This window comes from Parazoarcus communis (assembly GCF_003111665.1).
Taxonomy (GTDB): Bacteria; Pseudomonadota; Gammaproteobacteria; order Burkholderiales; family Rhodocyclaceae; genus Parazoarcus; species Parazoarcus communis_B.
Genome location: NZ_CP022188.1, coordinates 4,030,552 through 4,047,645, shown reverse-complemented (window position 1 = coordinate 4,047,645; position 17,094 = coordinate 4,030,552). Strand labels below are relative to the sequence as shown.

General features: G+C 62.5%; 17 protein-coding genes. 4 read left to right on the top strand and 13 right to left on the bottom strand.

The annotated features are described in order from the left end of the window. Positions 1–159: 159 nt before the first annotated feature. Both CEW87_RS18450 and CEW87_RS18445 read left to right on the top strand, forming a co-directional pair. Positions 160–1,464 carry a hypothetical protein gene (locus CEW87_RS18450; protein WP_199917055.1) on the top strand — a complete coding sequence of 435 codons (1,305 nt, stop codon included), beginning with the start codon at positions 160–162 and terminating at the stop codon, positions 1,462–1,464. 398 nt (positions 1,465–1,862) lie between these two features. After that, positions 1,863–3,278: an alanine/glycine:cation symporter family protein gene (locus CEW87_RS18445; RefSeq protein ID WP_234421764.1), complete on the top strand. Its 1,416-nt coding sequence runs from the start codon at positions 1,863–1,865 to the stop codon at positions 3,276–3,278. Between the two features lie 243 nt (positions 3,279–3,521). Here CEW87_RS18445 and CEW87_RS18440 read toward each other — a convergent pair whose 3' ends face one another. From CEW87_RS18440 to CEW87_RS18410, 7 genes are all read right to left on the bottom strand, one after another. Further along, the gene (locus tag CEW87_RS18440) at positions 3,522–4,352 is read right to left on the bottom strand and encodes an ABC transporter permease subunit (RefSeq protein ID WP_108975339.1); all 831 of its coding nucleotides are present in this window, start codon (positions 4,350–4,352) and stop codon (positions 3,522–3,524) included. Next, entirely contained in the window at positions 4,349–5,293 is a 945-nt protein-coding gene (locus CEW87_RS18435) for an ABC transporter permease subunit (protein WP_108948489.1), read from the bottom strand. Before CEW87_RS18435 ends, CEW87_RS18440 begins: the two co-directional genes overlap by 4 nt. Beyond that, the gene (locus tag CEW87_RS18430) at positions 5,290–6,402 is read right to left on the bottom strand and encodes an ABC transporter ATP-binding protein (RefSeq protein WP_108975337.1); all 1,113 of its coding nucleotides are present in this window, start codon (positions 6,400–6,402) and stop codon (positions 5,290–5,292) included. The genes CEW87_RS18435 and CEW87_RS18430 overlap by 4 nt, the downstream gene beginning before the upstream one ends. 17 nt (positions 6,403–6,419) lie before the next feature. Then, positions 6,420–7,508 (bottom strand): polyamine ABC transporter substrate-binding protein, encoded by a 1,089-nt coding sequence (locus CEW87_RS18425; RefSeq protein ID WP_108975335.1) that lies wholly within the window; start codon positions 7,506–7,508, stop codon positions 6,420–6,422. Between the two features lie 154 nt (positions 7,509–7,662). Then, complete coding sequence (gene dtd, locus CEW87_RS18420) at positions 7,663–8,130, bottom strand: D-aminoacyl-tRNA deacylase (RefSeq protein ID WP_108948486.1); 468 nt, start codon at positions 8,128–8,130, stop codon at positions 7,663–7,665. Positions 8,131–8,239: 109 nt separating this feature from the next. After that, a complete protein-coding gene (locus CEW87_RS18415; RefSeq protein WP_108975333.1) occupies positions 8,240–9,373 on the bottom strand; it encodes a hypothetical protein in 1,134 nt (377 codons plus the stop codon). Positions 9,374–9,511: 138 nt separating this feature from the next. Further along, positions 9,512–10,591 (bottom strand): C45 family autoproteolytic acyltransferase/hydolase, encoded by a 1,080-nt coding sequence (locus tag CEW87_RS18410; protein WP_108975331.1) that lies wholly within the window; start codon positions 10,589–10,591, stop codon positions 9,512–9,514. Positions 10,592–10,970: 379 nt separating this feature from the next. Between CEW87_RS18410 and CEW87_RS18405 the strand changes: the two genes are divergently transcribed. Continuing rightward, positions 10,971–12,107: an ABC transporter substrate-binding protein gene (locus CEW87_RS18405; protein ID WP_159098209.1), complete on the top strand. Its 1,137-nt coding sequence runs from the start codon at positions 10,971–10,973 to the stop codon at positions 12,105–12,107. Positions 12,108–12,173: 66 nt separating this feature from the next. Here the strand turns inward: CEW87_RS18405 and CEW87_RS18400 are convergent, their stop codons facing one another. Together CEW87_RS18400 and CEW87_RS18395 are read right to left on the bottom strand one after the other, a co-directional pair. Beyond that, positions 12,174–12,905, bottom strand: coding sequence for a hypothetical protein (locus tag CEW87_RS18400; protein ID WP_108975328.1), 732 nt, complete (start codon positions 12,903–12,905; stop codon positions 12,174–12,176). Positions 12,906–13,015: 110 nt separating this feature from the next. Next, positions 13,016–13,405, bottom strand: a complete 390-nt coding sequence (locus CEW87_RS18395; protein WP_108975326.1) for a DUF488 domain-containing protein — start codon at positions 13,403–13,405, stop codon at positions 13,016–13,018. 218 nt (positions 13,406–13,623) lie between these two features. Between CEW87_RS18395 and CEW87_RS18390 the strand changes: the two genes are divergently transcribed. Further along, the gene (locus CEW87_RS18390) at positions 13,624–14,274 is read left to right on the top strand and encodes an alpha/beta fold hydrolase (RefSeq protein ID WP_159098208.1); all 651 of its coding nucleotides are present in this window, start codon (positions 13,624–13,626) and stop codon (positions 14,272–14,274) included. 47 nt (positions 14,275–14,321) lie between these two features. Here CEW87_RS18390 and CEW87_RS18385 read toward each other — a convergent pair whose 3' ends face one another. From CEW87_RS18385 to CEW87_RS18370, 4 genes are all read right to left on the bottom strand, one after another. Beyond that, on the bottom strand, positions 14,322–15,191 hold the full coding sequence (locus CEW87_RS18385; protein WP_108975322.1) for a DMT family transporter: 870 nt from the start codon (positions 15,189–15,191) through the stop codon (positions 14,322–14,324). Between the two features lie 88 nt (positions 15,192–15,279). After that, positions 15,280–15,435, bottom strand: coding sequence for an OST-HTH/LOTUS domain-containing protein (locus CEW87_RS23075; protein WP_420094147.1), 156 nt, complete (start codon positions 15,433–15,435; stop codon positions 15,280–15,282). A gap of 216 nt (positions 15,436–15,651) precedes the next feature. Further along, a complete protein-coding gene (locus CEW87_RS18375; protein WP_108975319.1) occupies positions 15,652–15,972 on the bottom strand; it encodes a DUF3175 domain-containing protein in 321 nt (106 codons plus the stop codon). Positions 15,973–16,171: 199 nt separating this feature from the next. Further along, positions 16,172–16,663 carry a hypothetical protein gene (locus CEW87_RS18370; protein WP_108975317.1) on the bottom strand — a complete coding sequence of 164 codons (492 nt, stop codon included), beginning with the start codon at positions 16,661–16,663 and terminating at the stop codon, positions 16,172–16,174. Positions 16,664–17,094 lie beyond the last annotated feature (431 nt).

The window sequence follows — 17,094 nt, the reverse complement described above, 5'->3', positions numbered from 1 at the left end:
GCATGCGCTGTGTGAATCGGCCGACATCTTATCCCTTCCAGCGCATTCCCGAGTCGGACATGCGTGCATTGGCCATTGCGCTGCGCCCAACATGGGACGTGGAACACGCTTCCGGTGTACGCTCCGGGGAGCCCGAACTTCCCATGGTCATCCTGCTACATGCCCCTCTTTACGCGCAAACTCGCCGATCGCCTTGCCGCGCTGCTGATCCTGTTCATGACATTCATTGCCATCCTTTCGGGGGCGGCCACCGGTGTGCCCGAATGGATCGGCGGTGTGGCGGCCTGGGGGGCGGTGGCCCTGATGTGGGCGGGGCTGCATCGCCGTCAGCGCCGGGTGGCCCTTCTGCTGATCATCATCGGGGTGGCCGCGCTGGTCTGGTCCGGCCTGCAAAGTGGTCAGTGGCCATGGACCGGTGTGCTGACAAAGAACATCGCACTGCTGGGGATGCTGGCCGGGGTCAGCTTCCTGCAACTGCTCGGTCTGGGTGAGGCGGGGGAGGCACCGCGCGGACCGGGGGCCCTGTGGCGCACGATTGCGGGTGTTCACGCCTTTGGCGCCGTGATCAATCTGTCCGCGGTCTTCATCATGGGAGATCGCATGGGGGGTGGGAAGTCGCCCTCGATCGTGCAACTCAATGCGCTTACGCGCGGTTTTCTGGGTGGGGCGCTGTGGTCACCGTTCTTCGCTGCTACGGCGGTTGCGCTCACCTACGCGCCTGGCGCCACGCTGGCCGAATTGGCTGCAGCAGGCATTCCGCTTGCCTTGGTGATGATCGTTCTCGCAGCGCGCGACCTCTTGCGCGACCCCGCGCTTGGGCGCGACTTCGTCGGCTACCCAATGCGCCCCGCTGCGCTTTGGGTGCCGGCGCTGCTGGCCTTGATGGTTATCGTCGGGCACTGGCTCGTCCCGTCTTGGTCGACGCTGGCGGTTGTCACCTTTGCCGCGCCCGTGATGGCCGTAACCGTGCTGATCGTGCGCGCGGGAGTGGTCGAAGGGGGAACGCAAATGGCACGCCATGTGGTGCGTCGTCTGCCCGCGATGCGTGGCGAGATGTCGCTGTTTCTTGCCGCCGCCGTGTTCGCAACCGGGCTGGATGCGCTCATCGCCAGCAGTGGCGGCTGGCTGCCCATGGCGCATGTGGGGGCGCCACAGGCGGCACTGGTGCTTGCAGGCATGATCTTCCTGTGTGTGCTCGGCATCCATGCGGTCATCTCCATCGCCACCGTCGCGGCCTGGCTGGCGCCGCTCAACCCCGACCCGGTGCTGATGGCGGTGGTCTATGTGCAGTGCTGGGCCATCGGCCTGGCGGCCAGTCCCATGTCGGGAATCCACCTGGCTTTGCAGGGGCGCTACGGCGTGTCGGGAGGTGAGTTGGCACGCGGCAACGTGCGCTACAGCCTGCAGGCCTATGTAGCGGCGGTGGTGGTGCTGTTCATCGTCGCATGGTGGCGTGGCCTGTGAGTCCTTACGGCAGGCGTCGGGACGACGAAGACGAGGCGGTGATTCAGCCCGGCGAACCGCCTGAAAGCAAGCATGGCAGGCAGCGGAGTCACGTGCTGATGTGACTCGGTGCGGGTGAGCAACCCGATTTTTTTGATGCAAGGTTATGCGCAGAACACATAGAATAATGCCTTGCGCGCATGGTTTTGCAGTGCATCAACCGGAACAATTCAGGCCCGGCATTTTTCGATCCCAATGGTGTTGAATCCTTCGTGGCCAGTTCCCGAAACGGGACCGGCACGCGTGGCATCGAGCGAAAAATGCTGTGGTCCGTTTCGATCCGACCTAACTATAAATTGGACGCAGGACAACCTGCCGTCATGTTTCACGGAGAAGCAGCAGTGAATGAGTTTGTCAGCATGCTTAACGGCATCATCTGGAGCCCGGCCCTGATTTATCTGTGCCTTGGCGCCGGTCTGTACTTTTCGATCCGTACCCGCTTCATGCAGGTGCGCGGCCTTGGCGAGATGATCCGCCTGACCTTCACCGGCAAGGCGTCGGACGCCGGCGTGTCGTCGTTCCAGGCACTCACCATGTCGCTGTCGGGCCGGGTCGGTACCGGCAACATCGCCGGTGTGGCCACCGCCATCACCTTCGGTGGCCCGGGTGCGGTGTTCTGGATGTGGACGGTGGCCTTCCTCGGCGCCTCCACCGCCTATATTGAGTCGACCCTCGCCCAGATCTACAAGGAGAAGGACGACGAGGGCATGTACCGCGGCGGCCCGGCGTACTACATCGAGAAGTGCATGGGGCAGAAGTGGTACGCGTGGATCTTTGCGGTGTCGACCGCAATCGCGATGGGCCTGCTGCTGCCGGGCGTGCAAGCCAACAGCATCGCCTCGGGTCTGCAGAACGCGTGGGGTATCGACACCGCGGTCAGCGCGACCTGCATCGTGCTGCTGCTCGGCTTCATCATCTTTGGCGGGGTGAAGCGGATCGCGCTGTTTGCCGAGATCGTCGTGCCTTTCATGGCGCTGGCCTACATCCTGGTGGCGATGGTGATCGTGCTGCTGAACATCGAGGCGGTGCCGGGCATGATCGCACTGATCTTCAAGAGCGCTTTCGGTCTTGAGGCGGGCTTTGGCGCGGTGCTCGGCCTGGCCGTGCAGTGGGGCGTGAAGCGCGGGGTGTATTCCAACGAAGCCGGCCAGGGTTCCGGCCCGCATCCCGCCGCCGCAGCCGAGGTATCGCATCCGGCAAAGCAGGGCTATGTGCAGGCTTTCTCGGTGTATATCGACACCCTGTTCGTGTGCTCGGCAACCGCCTTCATGCTGCTGTCGACCGGCATGTACAACGTGCAGGGGCCGGACGGCGCGATGCTTGTGAATGGCCTGCCGGGCATGGAAGCCGGCCCTGGCTACACCCAGGCCGCGGTCGAATCCGTTCTGCCGGGCTTCGGCAGCACCTTCGTCGCACTGGCGCTGTTCTTCTTCGCCTTCACGACCATCGTGGCTTACTACTACATGGCCGAAACCAACATCGCCTACATCAACCGCAAGGTGCACCGTCCGTGGCTGTACTTCGTGCTCAAGATCGCCGTCATGGTGGCCGTGACCTACGGTTCGGTAAAGAGTGCCGGTGCGGCATGGGATCTGGGCGACGTCGGTGTGGGCATCATGGCCTGGCTCAACATCATCGCCATCCTGATCATCCAGAAGCCCGCGCTGCTTGCGCTCAAGGACTACGAGCAGCAGAAGAAGGAAGGCAAGGACCCGACCTTCGATCCCGAAAAACTCGGCATCCGTAACGCGGATTTCTGGGTGAAGCGGAAGTAAGTCGCAGCGCTGCATGCTGCGCCGGGCCGGCAGTCAAACCTGCGGCCCGGGCGGCATGTGCTGTTATTCGCCGGCCGCGGCGCCTCACTGGCGCCGCGGCCGCGTGCATTCCGGGTGTCGCGTGATGTGATCGCCGGCGCGGCCGAGGCGTGTTCAGCGCTGCAGCTCGGCCCCGGGCAAGCGCTCGGGGGGCTTGCGCACGACGAGTCGCGCACTCGTCGTGGCATGCAGATGCACGAAGAATCAGCCCTGGGCGAGTTCCCGCGCCCGCATCCGCGCCCGTTGTGACGACATCATCATGTGGTTCGCAGTAAGCACTGCGATCGACACAACCACGACGATGATGGTGGCGAGGGCGTTGATCTCGGGCTTCAGGCCATGATGCAGACGGGCGAAGATCAGCACTGGCAGTGTGGTGCTGCCCGGGTCGGAGAGCATCGCGGCGAGCACGAAATCGTCCATGGACAGGGTGAAGGTCAGCAACCAGGCGGATATGAGTGCCGGGGCGATCACCGGCACGGTGATGATGAAGAACACCTTGAACGGTGGGCAGCCGAGGTCGAGCGCGGCCTCTTCCAGCGAACGGTCCACCTCGCGCAGGCGCGACTGCACGAGTACGGCGGCGTAGGCTGCGCACAGCGTGGTGTGCGCGGCCCAGATCGCGAGCGCGCCGCGTCCGCCGAGAAAGGACAGGGCGGGGTGGGTGAACAGCAGCACCAGCGACAGACCGGTCACCACTTCCGGCATCACCATCGGTGCCGTCGTCATCCCGGCGAAGAAGCTGCTGCCGAAATAAGGCCGGTAACGCGTCAACACGAATGCCGCAGCTGACCCGACCACCACCGCGGCGGTCGCCGCCATGGCGCCGATGCGCAGCGACAGCCACACCGCGGACTGGATCTCGCGGTCTTCGAGCAGCGCCTCGTACCAGCGCAGCGAGAAGCCGTCGAATTGCGTGGTGATCTCGCCCGAGGTGAAGGAAAACACCACCAGACACAGGATCGGGATGTAGAGGAAGGCGAACACCAGCACCAGCCAGCTGCGTGCGCCCCACCGGTTTGCCGCGACGCTCATCGCAGTTCCTCCGCTTCCTGCCGGCTGGATCGGTTGAAGATGATGATGGGCACGATCAGCAGCAGCACCATCACCACGGCAACCGCAGCCGCCATCGGCCAGTCCTGGTTGGGGCCGAAATCGTCCCAGATGTTGCGGCCGATCATCTGTACGTCACCGCCGCCGAGCAGGTCGGGAATCACGAATTCGCCCACCGCCGGGATGAACACCATCATCGCGCCGGCAATGATGCCGTTGCGCGACAGCGGCAGCGTGACTGACAGGAAGGTAGTCAGCGGACGCGCGCCGAGATCGCTGGCGGCCTCGAGCAGGCGCGGGTCGAGCTTGACCAGGTTGGCATACAGCGGCAGCACCATGAAGGGCAGGTAGCTGTAGATCATGCCGGTCAGCACCGCGCCGGTGTTGTAAAGCAGTGGCAGGGGCGCGTCGACGATGCCCAGCCCCAGCAGCAACTGGTTGATCAGCCCCACTTCGCTGCTGTCGAGCAGGCCCATCCAGGCGTAGACGCGGAGCAGGAACGAGGTCCAGAACGGCAGCATCACCATCATCAGCAGCACGTTGCGGATGGATTCGCGGGCGCGCGCAATATGATAGGCGAAGGGGTAGCCGATGAGCAGGCAGCACAGCGTGGTCAGGCTGGCCAGCAGCAGCGAGTTGCCGTAGGCCCGCAGGTAGAGCAGATAGGCGCCGTCCTCGCCGATCGAGGTGAATTCGTCCTGCAGACGCTGGTAGTTCGACAGGTCGGGCACGAACTCGACCCCGGTACCATCGGCGGCGGTGTGCAGCGGTGGCACGTAGGGCGGAATCGAGAGCTCGGGCGTGGACAGGCTGACATTGACGATCAGCACGAAGGGCAGCAGGAAGAACAGCAGCAGCCAGGTCCACGGCAGCATTCCGACCCAGAAACGGCCACGCAGCAGGAACAGTTTGCGCGTGCTCATCGCCCGAGCACCACCCCGGCAGGTGCCTTCCACGACACCCAGACAGAATCCCCCCAGGTCGGCGGCGGCGCATCGCCCCAGCGTGCGGAGGGCACGCTGGCGATGACGGTACGTGAGGTGCCGACCCGGACGTGATAGATCGAATAGCTGCCCAGATAGGCAATATCCACCACCTCGCCTGCGGCCTGGTTCATTGTGCCGTCGGCCGCCTCGGGCTTCTCACGACCGAGCACGATGCGCTCCGGGCGCACCGACACCGAGACGTCGCTGCCATCGGCGTGATCGGTCAGCGGCGGGATGATGATGGGTGCAGGGAAATCGCTGCAGGCAACCCCTTGCTGGCCGAGCCGGCCATGAAACATGTTGGTTTCGCCAATGAACTCGGCGGTAAAGCGGCAGTTCGGATGCTCGTAGATCTCGTCCGGTGTCCCCACCTGCAGCAACACGCCGTCAGACATGACGCCAATGCGGTCGGCCATTGTCATTGCCTCTTCCTGGTCGTGGGTGACCATGATGCAGGTGACGCCGACACGCTCAATGAGATGGACGAGCTCGAGCTGGGTTTCCTGGCGGATCTTCTTGTCCAGTGCCGCCAGCGGCTCGTCGAGCAGCAGCAGCTTGGGTTCCTTGGCGAGACTGCGTGCCAGGGCCACGCGCTGCTGCTGTCCGCCCGAGAGTTCGTGCGGCTTGCGCCGCGCGAAACGCTGCATCTGCACCAGGTCGAGCATCTTGGTCACGCGCGCGGCGATGACGTCGCGCGCGATCCGGGGGCGCTCCTGGCGCAGTCCGAAAGCGACGTTGTCCTCTACCGTGAGGTGCGGAAACAGCGCGTAGGACTGGAACATCATGTTGGTCGGCCGATGGTGGGGCTGAACCGTGGCGAGGTCTTCGCCGTCGAGCACGATGCGCCCTGTGCTCGGGGTTTCGAGCCCTGCGAGCATGCGCAGCAGGGTCGACTTGCCGCAGCCGGAGCTGCCCAGCAGGGCGAAGATTTCCTTTCGCACGATTTCGAGCGAAACGTCCTTCACCACGTGATTCTGACCGAAGCGCTTGTTGACGCCTTCGATGCGCAGGTAGGCTGCGCCCTTGTCCGCTTGCTGTGCCACCATCGGGTTCCTGCTCGACTTTACTTTGCGGTCTTGAAGCGGCTCAGCGCGCGCGTCAGATCACGCTGAACGGTTTGCGTCAGCACCGGCTTCGGATGCAGCAGTGCCTTCAGCTCTGCGGGCACGTTGAGCATCGGATTGTCGGTGAGCGCTTTCGACATCAGCGGTTGTGCGGCGGTGTTGGCGCTGAAATAGAAGGTCTCGTTGGAGATCTGCGCGATCACCTTCGGGTCCATCATGGTGTTGATCCATGCGTGGGCATTGCCGACGTTCCTGGCATCGCTCGGTACCGCCATCACGTCGATCGACATCATCGCCCCGGTCTTGGGGATGATGTACTGCACCTTGACGCCGGTATTCGATTCCTTCGCCCGGTCCCCGGCGATCATCGCGTCACCCGAGAACATCATGGCCACGCACACGCTGCCCTTGGCCATGAGGTCGATCGGCGAGGAATTGAAGGTGCGCACGTTCTTGCGCACCGGGCGGATCTGCTCGATGGCGGCATTGATGTCCGCGCTCGCCATCTTCTTGGTGTCCTTGCCGGCGTAGAGCATTGCAGCCGGAACCAGATCGCTGGCTTCGTCCATCATCGAGATGCCGCAGCCCTTGAGTTTCTCGGTCACCTTGGGATCGAACAGCAGGTCCCACGCATTGTCGGGCAGGGTGCCGCCCAGCGCCTGGGTGACCTTGTCGACGTTGATCGCTACGCCAGTGGTAAACCACATGTAGGGGACGAGGTACTGATTGCCCGGATCGGCGGCCTCCAGGGCCTTGAGAATCACCGGGTCAATGTTCGTCAGGTTCGGCAGCTTGCTCTTGTCGAGCGGCTGGAAGATCTTTGCCTGGATCTGCTTGCCCGCGTATTCAACGCTCGGGTACACCACGTCGTAACCGCTGCTGCCGGTGAGGAGCTTGGACTGCAGCGTGGCATTGCTGTCGTAGAGGTCGTAATTGACCTTGATGCCGGTCGCCTTCTCGAAGGCGGGGATGGTGTCCTCGGCGATGTAGTCGTTCCAGTTGTAGATGTTGAGCGACTTGTCTTCGGCTGCAACAGTGGTGGTGACTACGGCGAGGACCGCAGCCAGCATCTTGACGCGCAATTCCATGGCTAGCTCCAAGAAAATTGAATGTTTGTCGCACTGCGAGCAGCGCCCCCTGACGGTAAGCTCTCCGCCGGACGTCGTATTGTGCCTTGCACAACTGGTTATCGGTCAAGTCCGGCGCAGTGTTCGGCGCATTTCTGGCGGGCGGCACTGCATCTCAGGCTGCCTGCCCGGTGCTGGCCGATGGCGGGAAGTGCATCGGGATGGTGACCGGACCGTCGTTGATGAGCTGCACCTTCATGTCTGCACCGAATTCGCCCGTCTCAACGACCGGGTGCAGCATCTTTGCCTGCGCCACCACGTATTCGTACAGTTCGCGTCCAAGGGCAGGGGGGGCCGCGTTGGTGAAACTGGGGCGATTGCCGCCCTTGAGATCGGCCGCGAGGGTGAACTGGCTGACGATCAGCAGGCCGCCTTCAAGGTCCTGCACCGAGCGGTTCATCTTGCCGGCGTCGTCGGAAAACACCCGCAGCTTGAGTACCTTGGCCAGCAGCTTGTCGGCCTCGGCAGTGGTGTCGCCCTGCTCGGCGCAGACGAGTACCAGAAAACCGTGGCCGATCTCACCTGCCACCTTGCCGTCAATCACGACGCGCGCTTCGGACACGCGCTGGAGCAATGCCATCATGGGTTCTGCTTGTCCTTCATTCAGTAAGTCAGGGGAGGGAATGCTGGGTGCGAGGGCAGGCCGTGCCCGCCGCGCGCGCCCGGAGGATGCCATTCGGTGCGCCGGATGTTCACCTGATCGCGGATCGGGATCGACCTCGGATCACGGATTCAATCCACCTCAGGCTGGTGGATGATACGGACAACAGCGCGGCAAGCGGGCGCAGCAGGAGCTGCGCTAGCAGCAGGAGCGGCAGCAGCGCGAGCGTCCACCCCAGGGTCTGTATCAGGGGTACGGGGGCCCCAAGCGCTTCGGCGACCTCGCGGAACAGGGCGTTGAGCACGCTCGGATGACGCAGGACGATATAGCCCAGTGCGAACGGCGCACCGTATTTGGCCACGCGAAGTCCGATTGCGCTGCCGCGCAGCAGCGAAGAGCCCAGTGCCGCGCTGCGTTCGGCCAGACCGCTTGCACGCGCTCCCGCACCAACTCGGGCTGTACGCCCCATGCGCAGGACCTTGAGCGCGCTGATCCCGATTGCGAGATCGACGCCCGCCCAGCCCACATCGCCAAGCCCCACGGGTTCGCTGCGTCGATACTTGGATTCGAGCCCGCGTACGCCACCCGCAAAGAATGAGTTGAGCGCTTCCAGAACGCGTTCGGTCTGGACCTGGTGCACATCGCCATCCGCCTTGACCACAAACTGCCCTAAAAAGTCGTGCCCTTCTTCGAGGATGAAACCAACCGCATACCAGCCGCGGCGCTCCGGGGTCATGGCGGTATTGGCGGCGTCACGCGGTGCGCTGGTCTCCGGCACATCGGCCTCGTCTGCCTCACCCCAGAAGTTTCGCCATGTCTGCTCCGCCGAAGTGGCCAGATCCTCCGCACGCCTGCGCACCGTAACCGATGCGAGTTCGTGCGTGAGGTAGTAGTAGATCGGCGGGATCGCCTGATCGCCATAGTCCTTGAGGGCTTGCTGAAACAGGGGTTCGGCACCGTAGTGTTCAAGCACCGGCCGCGTCATCTGCGGATAGCGCAGCATCGCCAGGCGGGCCTTGCCTGCAAGAAGTGGATCGCTCGCGTAATCGAGGAACAAGGCCTGCAGTTCGAGCGGCTCGATGCTCAGCGCGTTCGCGTACTCAGGCAGTTGCCTGTTCAGTTGCACGCGCAGGAGCTGGGTCTCGATCGGTGCGGGTTTCCAGACGACTGCCAGCGTGGTCGCCAGGACCGCAGCCAGAAAAACGGAAAAATACAGCCTTCTCATCTTCGACCTTCAATGTCGTGTCCGGGAAAGCATATCAGAGCCCTGCGATGCGTCCCTTGGCACGGGCTGAGAGTACGGCGCAAATCGTGCCGGCCAGACCCTGCTGCGTCGGGTTCCGGTTCGATGATTCGCGCCTGCTCAGATGTCGAACCGAGCGTACCCGTTTTCGCTCGGCAGGCCCTGTGCCGCCCAGAACCGCCCGCTTGCCGGCTGCATGATCGCTGCACCGCAGGTCTGCATCTCGAGTGGCGGTGTGGCCCGGACACAGATCGCCGGGTCGCGGGTGAGCGCCATCAGGTCTTCCGGCGTCACCCCGGTGCTGCCCAGCAGATGTTGCGCGCGAGACAGGCGGGCTTCGCTGGACGCTTGCGATGCCGGTGCGCGCGGGCGGCAGCGGCGCAGGGTGTCGGGTGAAAGGCAGTGGTTGCTGTGCACCAGCGCTTCGGCATTGCTGCGTGTGACATGGCAGTGGCCGGGCATGGCTTCGATGTTGATGCCGGTGCCGTGGCGGTCGAACAGCTGAAAATTGTGCGCTCCCATCAGCTGGGCGCGGGTGATGCATGCAAGCGCGGCGTCGATGTCGGTCTGCTGCAGCGCTTTCCGCACCACGAAGGGCCAGCTGACGCCGATCTGACCCTCGGCGCCGAGGAGGTTGTTGATGCCGACGGCGATGCCCGCGTCGTTCATGCCGATCATGCCGACGCAGCCCGTCAGGCTGAAGGCCATGAAGGCGGGCGCACCGTCGGGCCGGCCGCGCAGCAACACCACATGGGGGCCGGAGCCAGCGTGCATGTCCCAGGTCTGCCCGAACCAGCCCTTGCCATCGGCGCTGAGGTGGTCGGGGACGATGAAGGCGGTGCAGTCGTCTTCAAGCGCGCGGGTTGCCGTCGCGCTGCCGCCTTGTGCATAGACCAGATCGATGAAATCGGTGAACCCATTGGTGACGATCAGCGCTGCGACGCTCAGGCCTGTGGCTTCCGCAAGGCCCGCCAGTTCGTCCATGAGGTCGGGCGCGTAGGCTTTGTGCGCGCCGATGCAGGCTTCGGCCAGTGCCAGCACGGCGTCGGTATCCATCGCGTGTCCGGTCCAGGTTTCGCTGCCGGCCAGTGCCACGCGCTCGGCGGTGTAGCGGCGGATATCGTCGGCGTACGCACATCCGTGGGCGAAGCCCATCTGGTGTGGAGAGCCGGCGAGTTCAAGCACGCGCGGCGCGCTCATGGCCGTGCCACGATGGACTGGCTGGCAGGGCCCGGAATCCTGGTCGTGAGTGTGATCGAACCCATCGTCATCGCTCCTGCGCGGGGTGGGCAGGCGACTGTGCCGGCCAACACGCTATCGAGGGTTCCAGTAAGCGTCGGCGCGGGATGTGCCGTCAAGTGCAACGTTGTGCCTGTCCGCAAATGCTCCGTGGCCTGAAGTGCTGTTTGAGGTGCCACTGCAGGCTGGATGCTGTTGATGCGCCGCTCATGAGACGAGCACGCCACGGCGGTGCATCCACGAGGCGCAGAGGACCACATATGGTTGTTTCAGCGGAATGGTATTCGGTCATAATCCGGGCGCGGACGCACGATTCGCCACACCAAGGAGACAACACATAATGAAGAATCCGTTTCGATCCCTCTGCTGTTCCCTGTTTGCGCTCGCACTCGCCGGCACCATTCCCGCTGCGACGGCGGCCGAAATCGTGATCGGTCAGGTCGCGCCGTTTACCGGCACCCTCGCACCCACTGGAAACGATGTGAAACTCGGCATCCAGGCGTATTTCGCGCGGGTCAATGCCGAGGGGGGCGTCAGGGGAAACACGCTGCGGCTTGTCAGCCGGGACGACGGATACAAGGTTGAAGATACGCTCAAGCAAACCACCGAGCTCATCGAACGTGATGCGCCGGTCGCACTGATCGGTTTTGTCGGTACGGGCAACGTCGATGCCTTGCTGAAGGCCGGAACGCTGGACCGCGCGGGCATGGCGCTGGTTGGCGTGCGTTCGGGCGCATCGGCGCTGCGAACACCGGTTCCGGCCAGGGTCTTTCATACGCGTGCCAGCTACGCGGCCGAAGTGAACACCATCGTGCAGCAGATGGGCATCATGGGGATCAAGCGGGTGGCGGTGTTTCACCAGGACGACCCCTTTGGTGAGGATGGACTCAAGGCCGCGCAGGCAGCGCTTTCCAAGGCGGGGCTAGAACTCGTCGCGACCGGAGGCTATGAGAAGGGTACGGCAAACGTGGCGGCCGCTGCCGGCAAGATCGTTGCGGCCACGCCCGACGGCGTGATCATGGTGTCGAACACGGCAGCGAGCGCGGCCTTCGTGAAGGACATGCGCGAACGCGGCAGTTCGGCCATGCTGATTGCGCTGTCGGTGACGGCAGGCCCGCAGGTCGCTGAGAAAATCGGCAACACGCTTGCGCACGGCCTTGGCGTGGTCCAGGTCGTCCCCAAGCCGCAATCGATCTCGCTCGCGGTAACGCGTCAGCTTGATGAGGACCTCAAGCGCCTCGACAGCAAGTCTTCGGCAAACCATACCGTGCTCGAAGGCTACGTCATGGCCAAAGTGCTGGTGGAAGGTATCAGACGGGCAGGCGAACCCACGCCCTCGCGCATTCTCGCCGCCCTCAATGGCCTCGGTACCTATGACGCCGGCGGGGTGACGATTCGCTACGCGCAGAACGACCATGCCGGCTCGGATTACACCGACATCTCAATCCTGGACCGCAACGGGCGTCTGATTCGCTGAAGCAACGCAGAATCAAAGGGGTCAAATCAAAGGGGTCAGAGTCGTTTGATCCCGCTGCGTCCAGGTCTAGGGCTGCAGGCATTCATGGAAGTCCGCCTTTCGTGTTGATTGCGGGCACCATCTGCTCATATCGACAACATAGGCGTCGCTTCGGCGACTCTTGGCGAGATAGAGCAACTGCTCCGCTTCCGCTCTGCTGGATGCGAGCGCCACGCTGCGATAGGAGCCCTGGCGAAGATAGATGCCCGTGTTCGGAAGCCCCAGCTTTTTGGCGACCGGGCCGGCTTCGTACTGGGCGCCTGCAATGGTCGTGTCGCCGCCATAGACGACACCCCATTGGCTCGCCGTACCGATGGATGTCTGTGCTTTCTCGACCAGGGTGGCATTGGACGTGATCGTGGCCTGGACGCTGGCTTCGATTTTCTCTGATGTGAGCTTGAGCCTGCTGTTCTCTTCCTGAAGCTCGGCCAGCTTTTCGCCTTCGGCCGGGTCATTGATCATTGCCTGGGCCTTGATCAGGGCTTCAGACAGCTTTTCGTTCTGAATCGTCAGGTCCGTGATGCTCGCGCGCGCATCCTTCAGGGCCTGATCCGCTTCAACGAGGCGGGACTTCCATTTGAACCCGACAACGCTGCCTTCCTCAAAGCCGGCGCCAACCAGGATGTTGTTGAACGTCGTGGGAAACACGATGAGAAGAACGCCCAGACAAAGCAGCAGCGTGTCACGCAGCAGCGAAACCACGTCCTTCCACGCAGATAACAGCGAACGCTTGTCCGTACCGGATTCCGTATCGCTCATCTGTCCTCCCTGTGCTGGTTTGGGGCGTCCCGGAAGAACGCGTCACAAGGGGGAAGGCGGTTTCCGCATGAACCGCGGGCGCATCTCAATCGCTCGATCAGCTGTCGAAATCAGCTGTCAAAATTGGCTCCGCGCTCTTCCAGGAGCGCTTTCAAGACGGACCTGTGACAACGTGCTTCATTCTCACAGTAGCAGCCGACAGAGAAATTGCTGCCGTGAGACAGGGCCGCAAGAAGATCAAGAACCCGGCTCTTCTCCGGCTCGGCCATTTCAGCGCGGAATTTCCTGACGAAGGCGCTCCAGTCCTTCTCCGACTCGGCCGCCAGGGCCAGCTTGACGAGTTCAGCGCTTGGTGAAAGATTGGGGAGCCAGACGTCATACCAGTTTTGCGTAGCGAATTCGCTCCTGGGCACGCCGCGTGGAGGACGCCTCACCGTGCCGATGCGTGTGCCTTCCCCGTCAGCCCTTGGAGTACCCAACCGAACAACCCGGACGCCCATGATGTGTTTGCCCTCTGGATGAACGCTTCAGCGTAGAAAGGCGGATAAAACCTTTCGCGTTTGTCAGCAGTGGATCGCTTCATTTTACATACTGCGATGCGATCAGTCGCTGGCCCTTGCCTGGCTGAGCGAGGCACGTGGTTCCGGCATCAGCGCCGCTCGAAATGGGGCTCGTTGCGAGCTGAAAACGCCACCACATGCGCTATCCTGCACCGGCCATGTCACAGCAAGTCCCGTCATCCTCACGCGCCACCGTTGTGCTGGTCCACGGCCTGTGGATGCACGGCATCGTGTTCGCACTTCATCGCCGCTGGTTCGAAGAGGCTGGCTACCGGGTCGAGACCTTCTCCTATCCCTCAGTGCGCAGGGGGCTGGCAGACAATGCCAGCGCGCTGGCGAAGCGCGTCGCGGCAATCGAGGGCGCGCCGATTCACCTTGTGGGGCACAGTCAGGGCGGTCTGGTTATCCTGGCGATGCTCGCACAACGGCGCGATGCGCGGATCCGACGGGTGGTGCTGCTGGGCTCGCCGGTAGCCGGCTCCCACTGCGCACGCGTGCTGCGGAGGATTGCTGTGCTGAGATGGATCACCGGACGGGTGCTTGGGGAATGGATGGCCGCGCCGGGCGTAATCCCTGCAAGCATCGAGGCAGGCATGATCGCTGGGACGCGCAGCTTCGGTGCAGGGATGCTCTTTCCCGGTCTCGGGCGACCCAACGACGGCGTGGTGAGCGTCGCCGAAACCCGCATCGATGGTCTGCGCGATCACATCGAGCTGCGCCTGGGGCACTCCGCGATGCTTGTCAGCCGCTCATGCCATCGGGCGGTGAGGGCGTTTCTCGAAACAGGTCGTTTCTCTAGGCTGGGCTGAAGCGCTGACAAGGACCCGTGGAGTCTCGCTCCATTGGTCCGTTGTGCTCACTGTATGCCGGCCAACAAGACGACGCCGGCGACCATACATGCCGTACCGATGCCACGCGAGAGCGAAAATGACTCGCGCAGCAACTTGGCGCCAAACAGAACGCCGAGCAGCATGGAGAGTTCGCGAACTGGCGCAACGTAACTCAGTGGTGCGATTGTCAGCGCGAACAGGACCAGGACGTATGCCAGAGGCGACAGTACCCCGACCGCAACGATGTAGCGGCCGTTCGCAGACCATTGAGTGCGGAGGCTGTCAGGGTTGCGGAGTGCCTGCGGCGCAAGCATGGCGGTGCGCAAGGCGAGGACCAGAACGTAGTAGAGCACGGGTGCAATACCGAGCGCCTTGATTGCCCAACCGTCAATGACGGTGTAGCCGGCTATGAACAGCCCTGTGGTGGCGCCCCACAGCAGGCCCGCCCGGGCCGTCGGTGACGGGACGAGAAGTGCCTGCGCCGCACCGGAAATCAGGAAAATGCCGGTCAGAATCGAGAGGATACCCAGCCAGCCGCGCAGACTGGGTGCTTCACCCAGAACGATGATCGCACCGAGGACGGCGAACAAAGGCCCCGTTCCACGTGCCAATGGATAAACAATCGAAAAGTCGCTTTCACGATAGCCCTTCTGCAGCACAAGCGAATATCCTCCATGCACGACCGCGCTGGCAGTGATGGCGACCCATGCCTGAAAGCTGAGTTGGTGCGCGTGTTCGGACCAGGCGACCCATCCGAAGGGGAAGGACACAACGAGGCTTACGATACCAAACAGCCATACGAAGGGCAGACCGCCTGAGGCCTTTTTCGCGCACAGGTTCCAGATTGCATGCAGTAATGCACCGGTAACGACGAGGCCAAAAGCGGTTGTATTCATGGCAGATGCGATAACACCAGTCGCTGCGCGTCCGCAGACTTGGTCGACGCCGCCTGAGTCGGCTTAACGCAGCGGACGCACATGGTAATCAGGCTATGGGGCGCACATACAAATGGACGATGGCCGAACCGTCACCAGCCGAGACTTCCTTGATTTCAATATAGGGTTGTTTGCGTACGAGTTCGCCCAGCTTCTGGCATCCGTGGTTTCGGAGGGCAAACCATGGATTGTTTATTACGATCATGGAGCCAAGGGCCGACAGCGCCGGCCATCCGTTTTCCTTCGAGCGCACCGCACTGGCGCGTATGCGTGTCATCTGCGTATTGGAGCGGCATGGGGCATATCGTAGCCCAAGTGTCATGGGTGGTGCGCATCAGCGGGTTCTGTCAGTGGGGGCGGTCAAAGGGGGCAGAGTCGAACGGGCATTTCAATCGACTCGGACCTCTTTGATCACGTTTGATCATTCTCCGCGGCGCGGTCGGCCGAACAGCACGCGGAGTTCGTCTTTTGCCGATTCGAGTCGAGCGCGCTGCGTGTCGGAGAGCTGGTTTCCGGCGCGGTTGATATAGAAGCAAAGCATCGACATCGCTGCCCGAAACGGGGTGGACTTGAGACGCTGGCTTGCTTCCGCCGACCGCTTGAGTGATCGAGCGATCTCGACCGGATCCTCCAGAGTGAAAACGCCGGACTCGAGATCAAGGGCGTTGCTGTCCTGCGTGATCTGCTGGGACCACTTCGCCTTTGCGGGGCGGACTGCGGTTGAAGGCTTTACGCGAGGCATGGCGGGAGTTCCGGGGGCATTGAGTCAGACCCCATTGATCTCACGGAATGAGATTGCGGGTGCGGCGCCGAGCAGTCATCCATATCGTGTTGGTACGTCATGATCTGGCAGCCTGCGCGTTTGAGCGAAATGAGTCGAGTCCGTCCCCAATCTGTCGCAAGGGCGAATCAACTCGCCCCCTTTTCGATATGGCGAAGACTCACCCCGCGTTTGCGAACGCGGCAACTGCGGCGACTGGAACAAATGAGAGCAGGAGCAGCCACTTCACGGACGCTGCCACCCCCGCGGCGATAAACAGCACTTCCGGTTGGCTGCCCGGATCTGCTGACGCGAGCCTCTGATGCAGGACGTTCTCTGCAGCGTCAAAGACTGCCGCAACCGGGAACAGCCACGGAAGAACTGCGCTGAGTGCGCCTGGTGTCGAAATGTAGCTGGTGAGCCACGCACCCAGCGAAAAGCCAAAGATCGCGTAGGTGAGCAGAAAGACATAGTCGAGCGCGAAGTGCGCCTTGAACCGCGTAACGCCGTCCGTTCCCCAGCGCTGCGGCACGTTGCGGAAGCTCGCTTCACTGAACGTCAGTTGCAGGGAGATGATGTTGGGCTTCAGTTTTCCCAGACACCGTTGCATTTTTACGAAGACAACAGCGCCCGCCGCGAGGGACAGGATGGCAATCACGAGTGCGGTGTTCATTTAATCGCGCTGTCGGACTTGTCTGATGATTGTTTAGTCATCGAGGGGCAGACCTTGGGTGGATGATTGATCCTACCTCATCGGGAATCAAACGACTCTGACCCCTTTGGTTTCATTGGTTTTACCTTCGTTAATCGACTTCTTGGAGTTTCCACACGTCACCCCCTGTCGTTTGAAAGCACTCAACCCTGAAGCTACGCGACCCATCAACTGCTTTAATAAGTAGGTAGTGGATCTTGCCGAGATGAAATAGCGACTCCCCAGCCTTTATCACGTGATACTTTGGACCAGCATTCCTGCGTGCAGCCCATCGTCTTTCCGATGATCGCTCCATTTCGTCGATACAAGGAGCCCAGGCGACATCTTTCCGGGGCACAGGTTTGTATGTGGAAAAGGCTTCCAAAATACGATCTAGCTTGTGGTCCTGCTCA

Bases quoted from the DNA above. Each gene is read 5' to 3' on its own strand.
- CEW87_RS18450 (WP_199917055.1), top strand. From the start codon at position 160: ATGCCCCTCTTTACGCGCAAACTCGCCGATCGCCTTGCCGCGCTGCTG.
- CEW87_RS18410 (WP_108975331.1), bottom strand. From the start codon at position 10,591: ATGAGCGCGCCGCGCGTGCTTGAACTCGCCGGCTCTCCACACCAGATG.
- CEW87_RS18425 (WP_108975335.1), bottom strand. From the start codon at position 7,508: ATGGAATTGCGCGTCAAGATGCTGGCTGCGGTCCTCGCCGTAGTCACC.
- CEW87_RS18395 (WP_108975326.1), bottom strand. From the start codon at position 13,405: ATGGGCGTCCGGGTTGTTCGGTTGGGTACTCCAAGGGCTGACGGGGAA.
- CEW87_RS18400 (WP_108975328.1), bottom strand. From the start codon at position 12,905: ATGAGCGATACGGAATCCGGTACGGACAAGCGTTCGCTGTTATCTGCG.
- CEW87_RS18385 (WP_108975322.1), bottom strand. From the start codon at position 15,191: ATGAATACAACCGCTTTTGGCCTCGTCGTTACCGGTGCATTACTGCAT.
- CEW87_RS23075 (WP_420094147.1), bottom strand. From the start codon at position 15,435: ATGATCGTAATAAACAATCCATGGTTTGCCCTCCGAAACCACGGATGC.
- CEW87_RS18435 (WP_108948489.1), bottom strand. From the start codon at position 5,293: ATGAGCACGCGCAAACTGTTCCTGCTGCGTGGCCGTTTCTGGGTCGGA.
- CEW87_RS18390 (WP_159098208.1), top strand. From the start codon at position 13,624: ATGTCACAGCAAGTCCCGTCATCCTCACGCGCCACCGTTGTGCTGGTC.
- CEW87_RS18375 (WP_108975319.1), bottom strand. From the start codon at position 15,972: ATGCCTCGCGTAAAGCCTTCAACCGCAGTCCGCCCCGCAAAGGCGAAG.
- CEW87_RS18415 (WP_108975333.1), bottom strand. From the start codon at position 9,373: ATGAGAAGGCTGTATTTTTCCGTTTTTCTGGCTGCGGTCCTGGCGACC.
- dtd (WP_108948486.1), bottom strand. From the start codon at position 8,130: ATGATGGCATTGCTCCAGCGCGTGTCCGAAGCGCGCGTCGTGATTGAC.
- CEW87_RS18445 (WP_234421764.1), top strand. From the start codon at position 1,863: ATGCTTAACGGCATCATCTGGAGCCCGGCCCTGATTTATCTGTGCCTT.
- CEW87_RS18430 (WP_108975337.1), bottom strand. From the start codon at position 6,402: ATGGTGGCACAGCAAGCGGACAAGGGCGCAGCCTACCTGCGCATCGAA.
- CEW87_RS18370 (WP_108975317.1), bottom strand. From the start codon at position 16,663: ATGAACACCGCACTCGTGATTGCCATCCTGTCCCTCGCGGCGGGCGCT.
- CEW87_RS18440 (WP_108975339.1), bottom strand. From the start codon at position 4,352: ATGAGCGTCGCGGCAAACCGGTGGGGCGCACGCAGCTGGCTGGTGCTG.
- CEW87_RS18405 (WP_159098209.1), top strand. From the start codon at position 10,971: ATGAAGAATCCGTTTCGATCCCTCTGCTGTTCCCTGTTTGCGCTCGCA.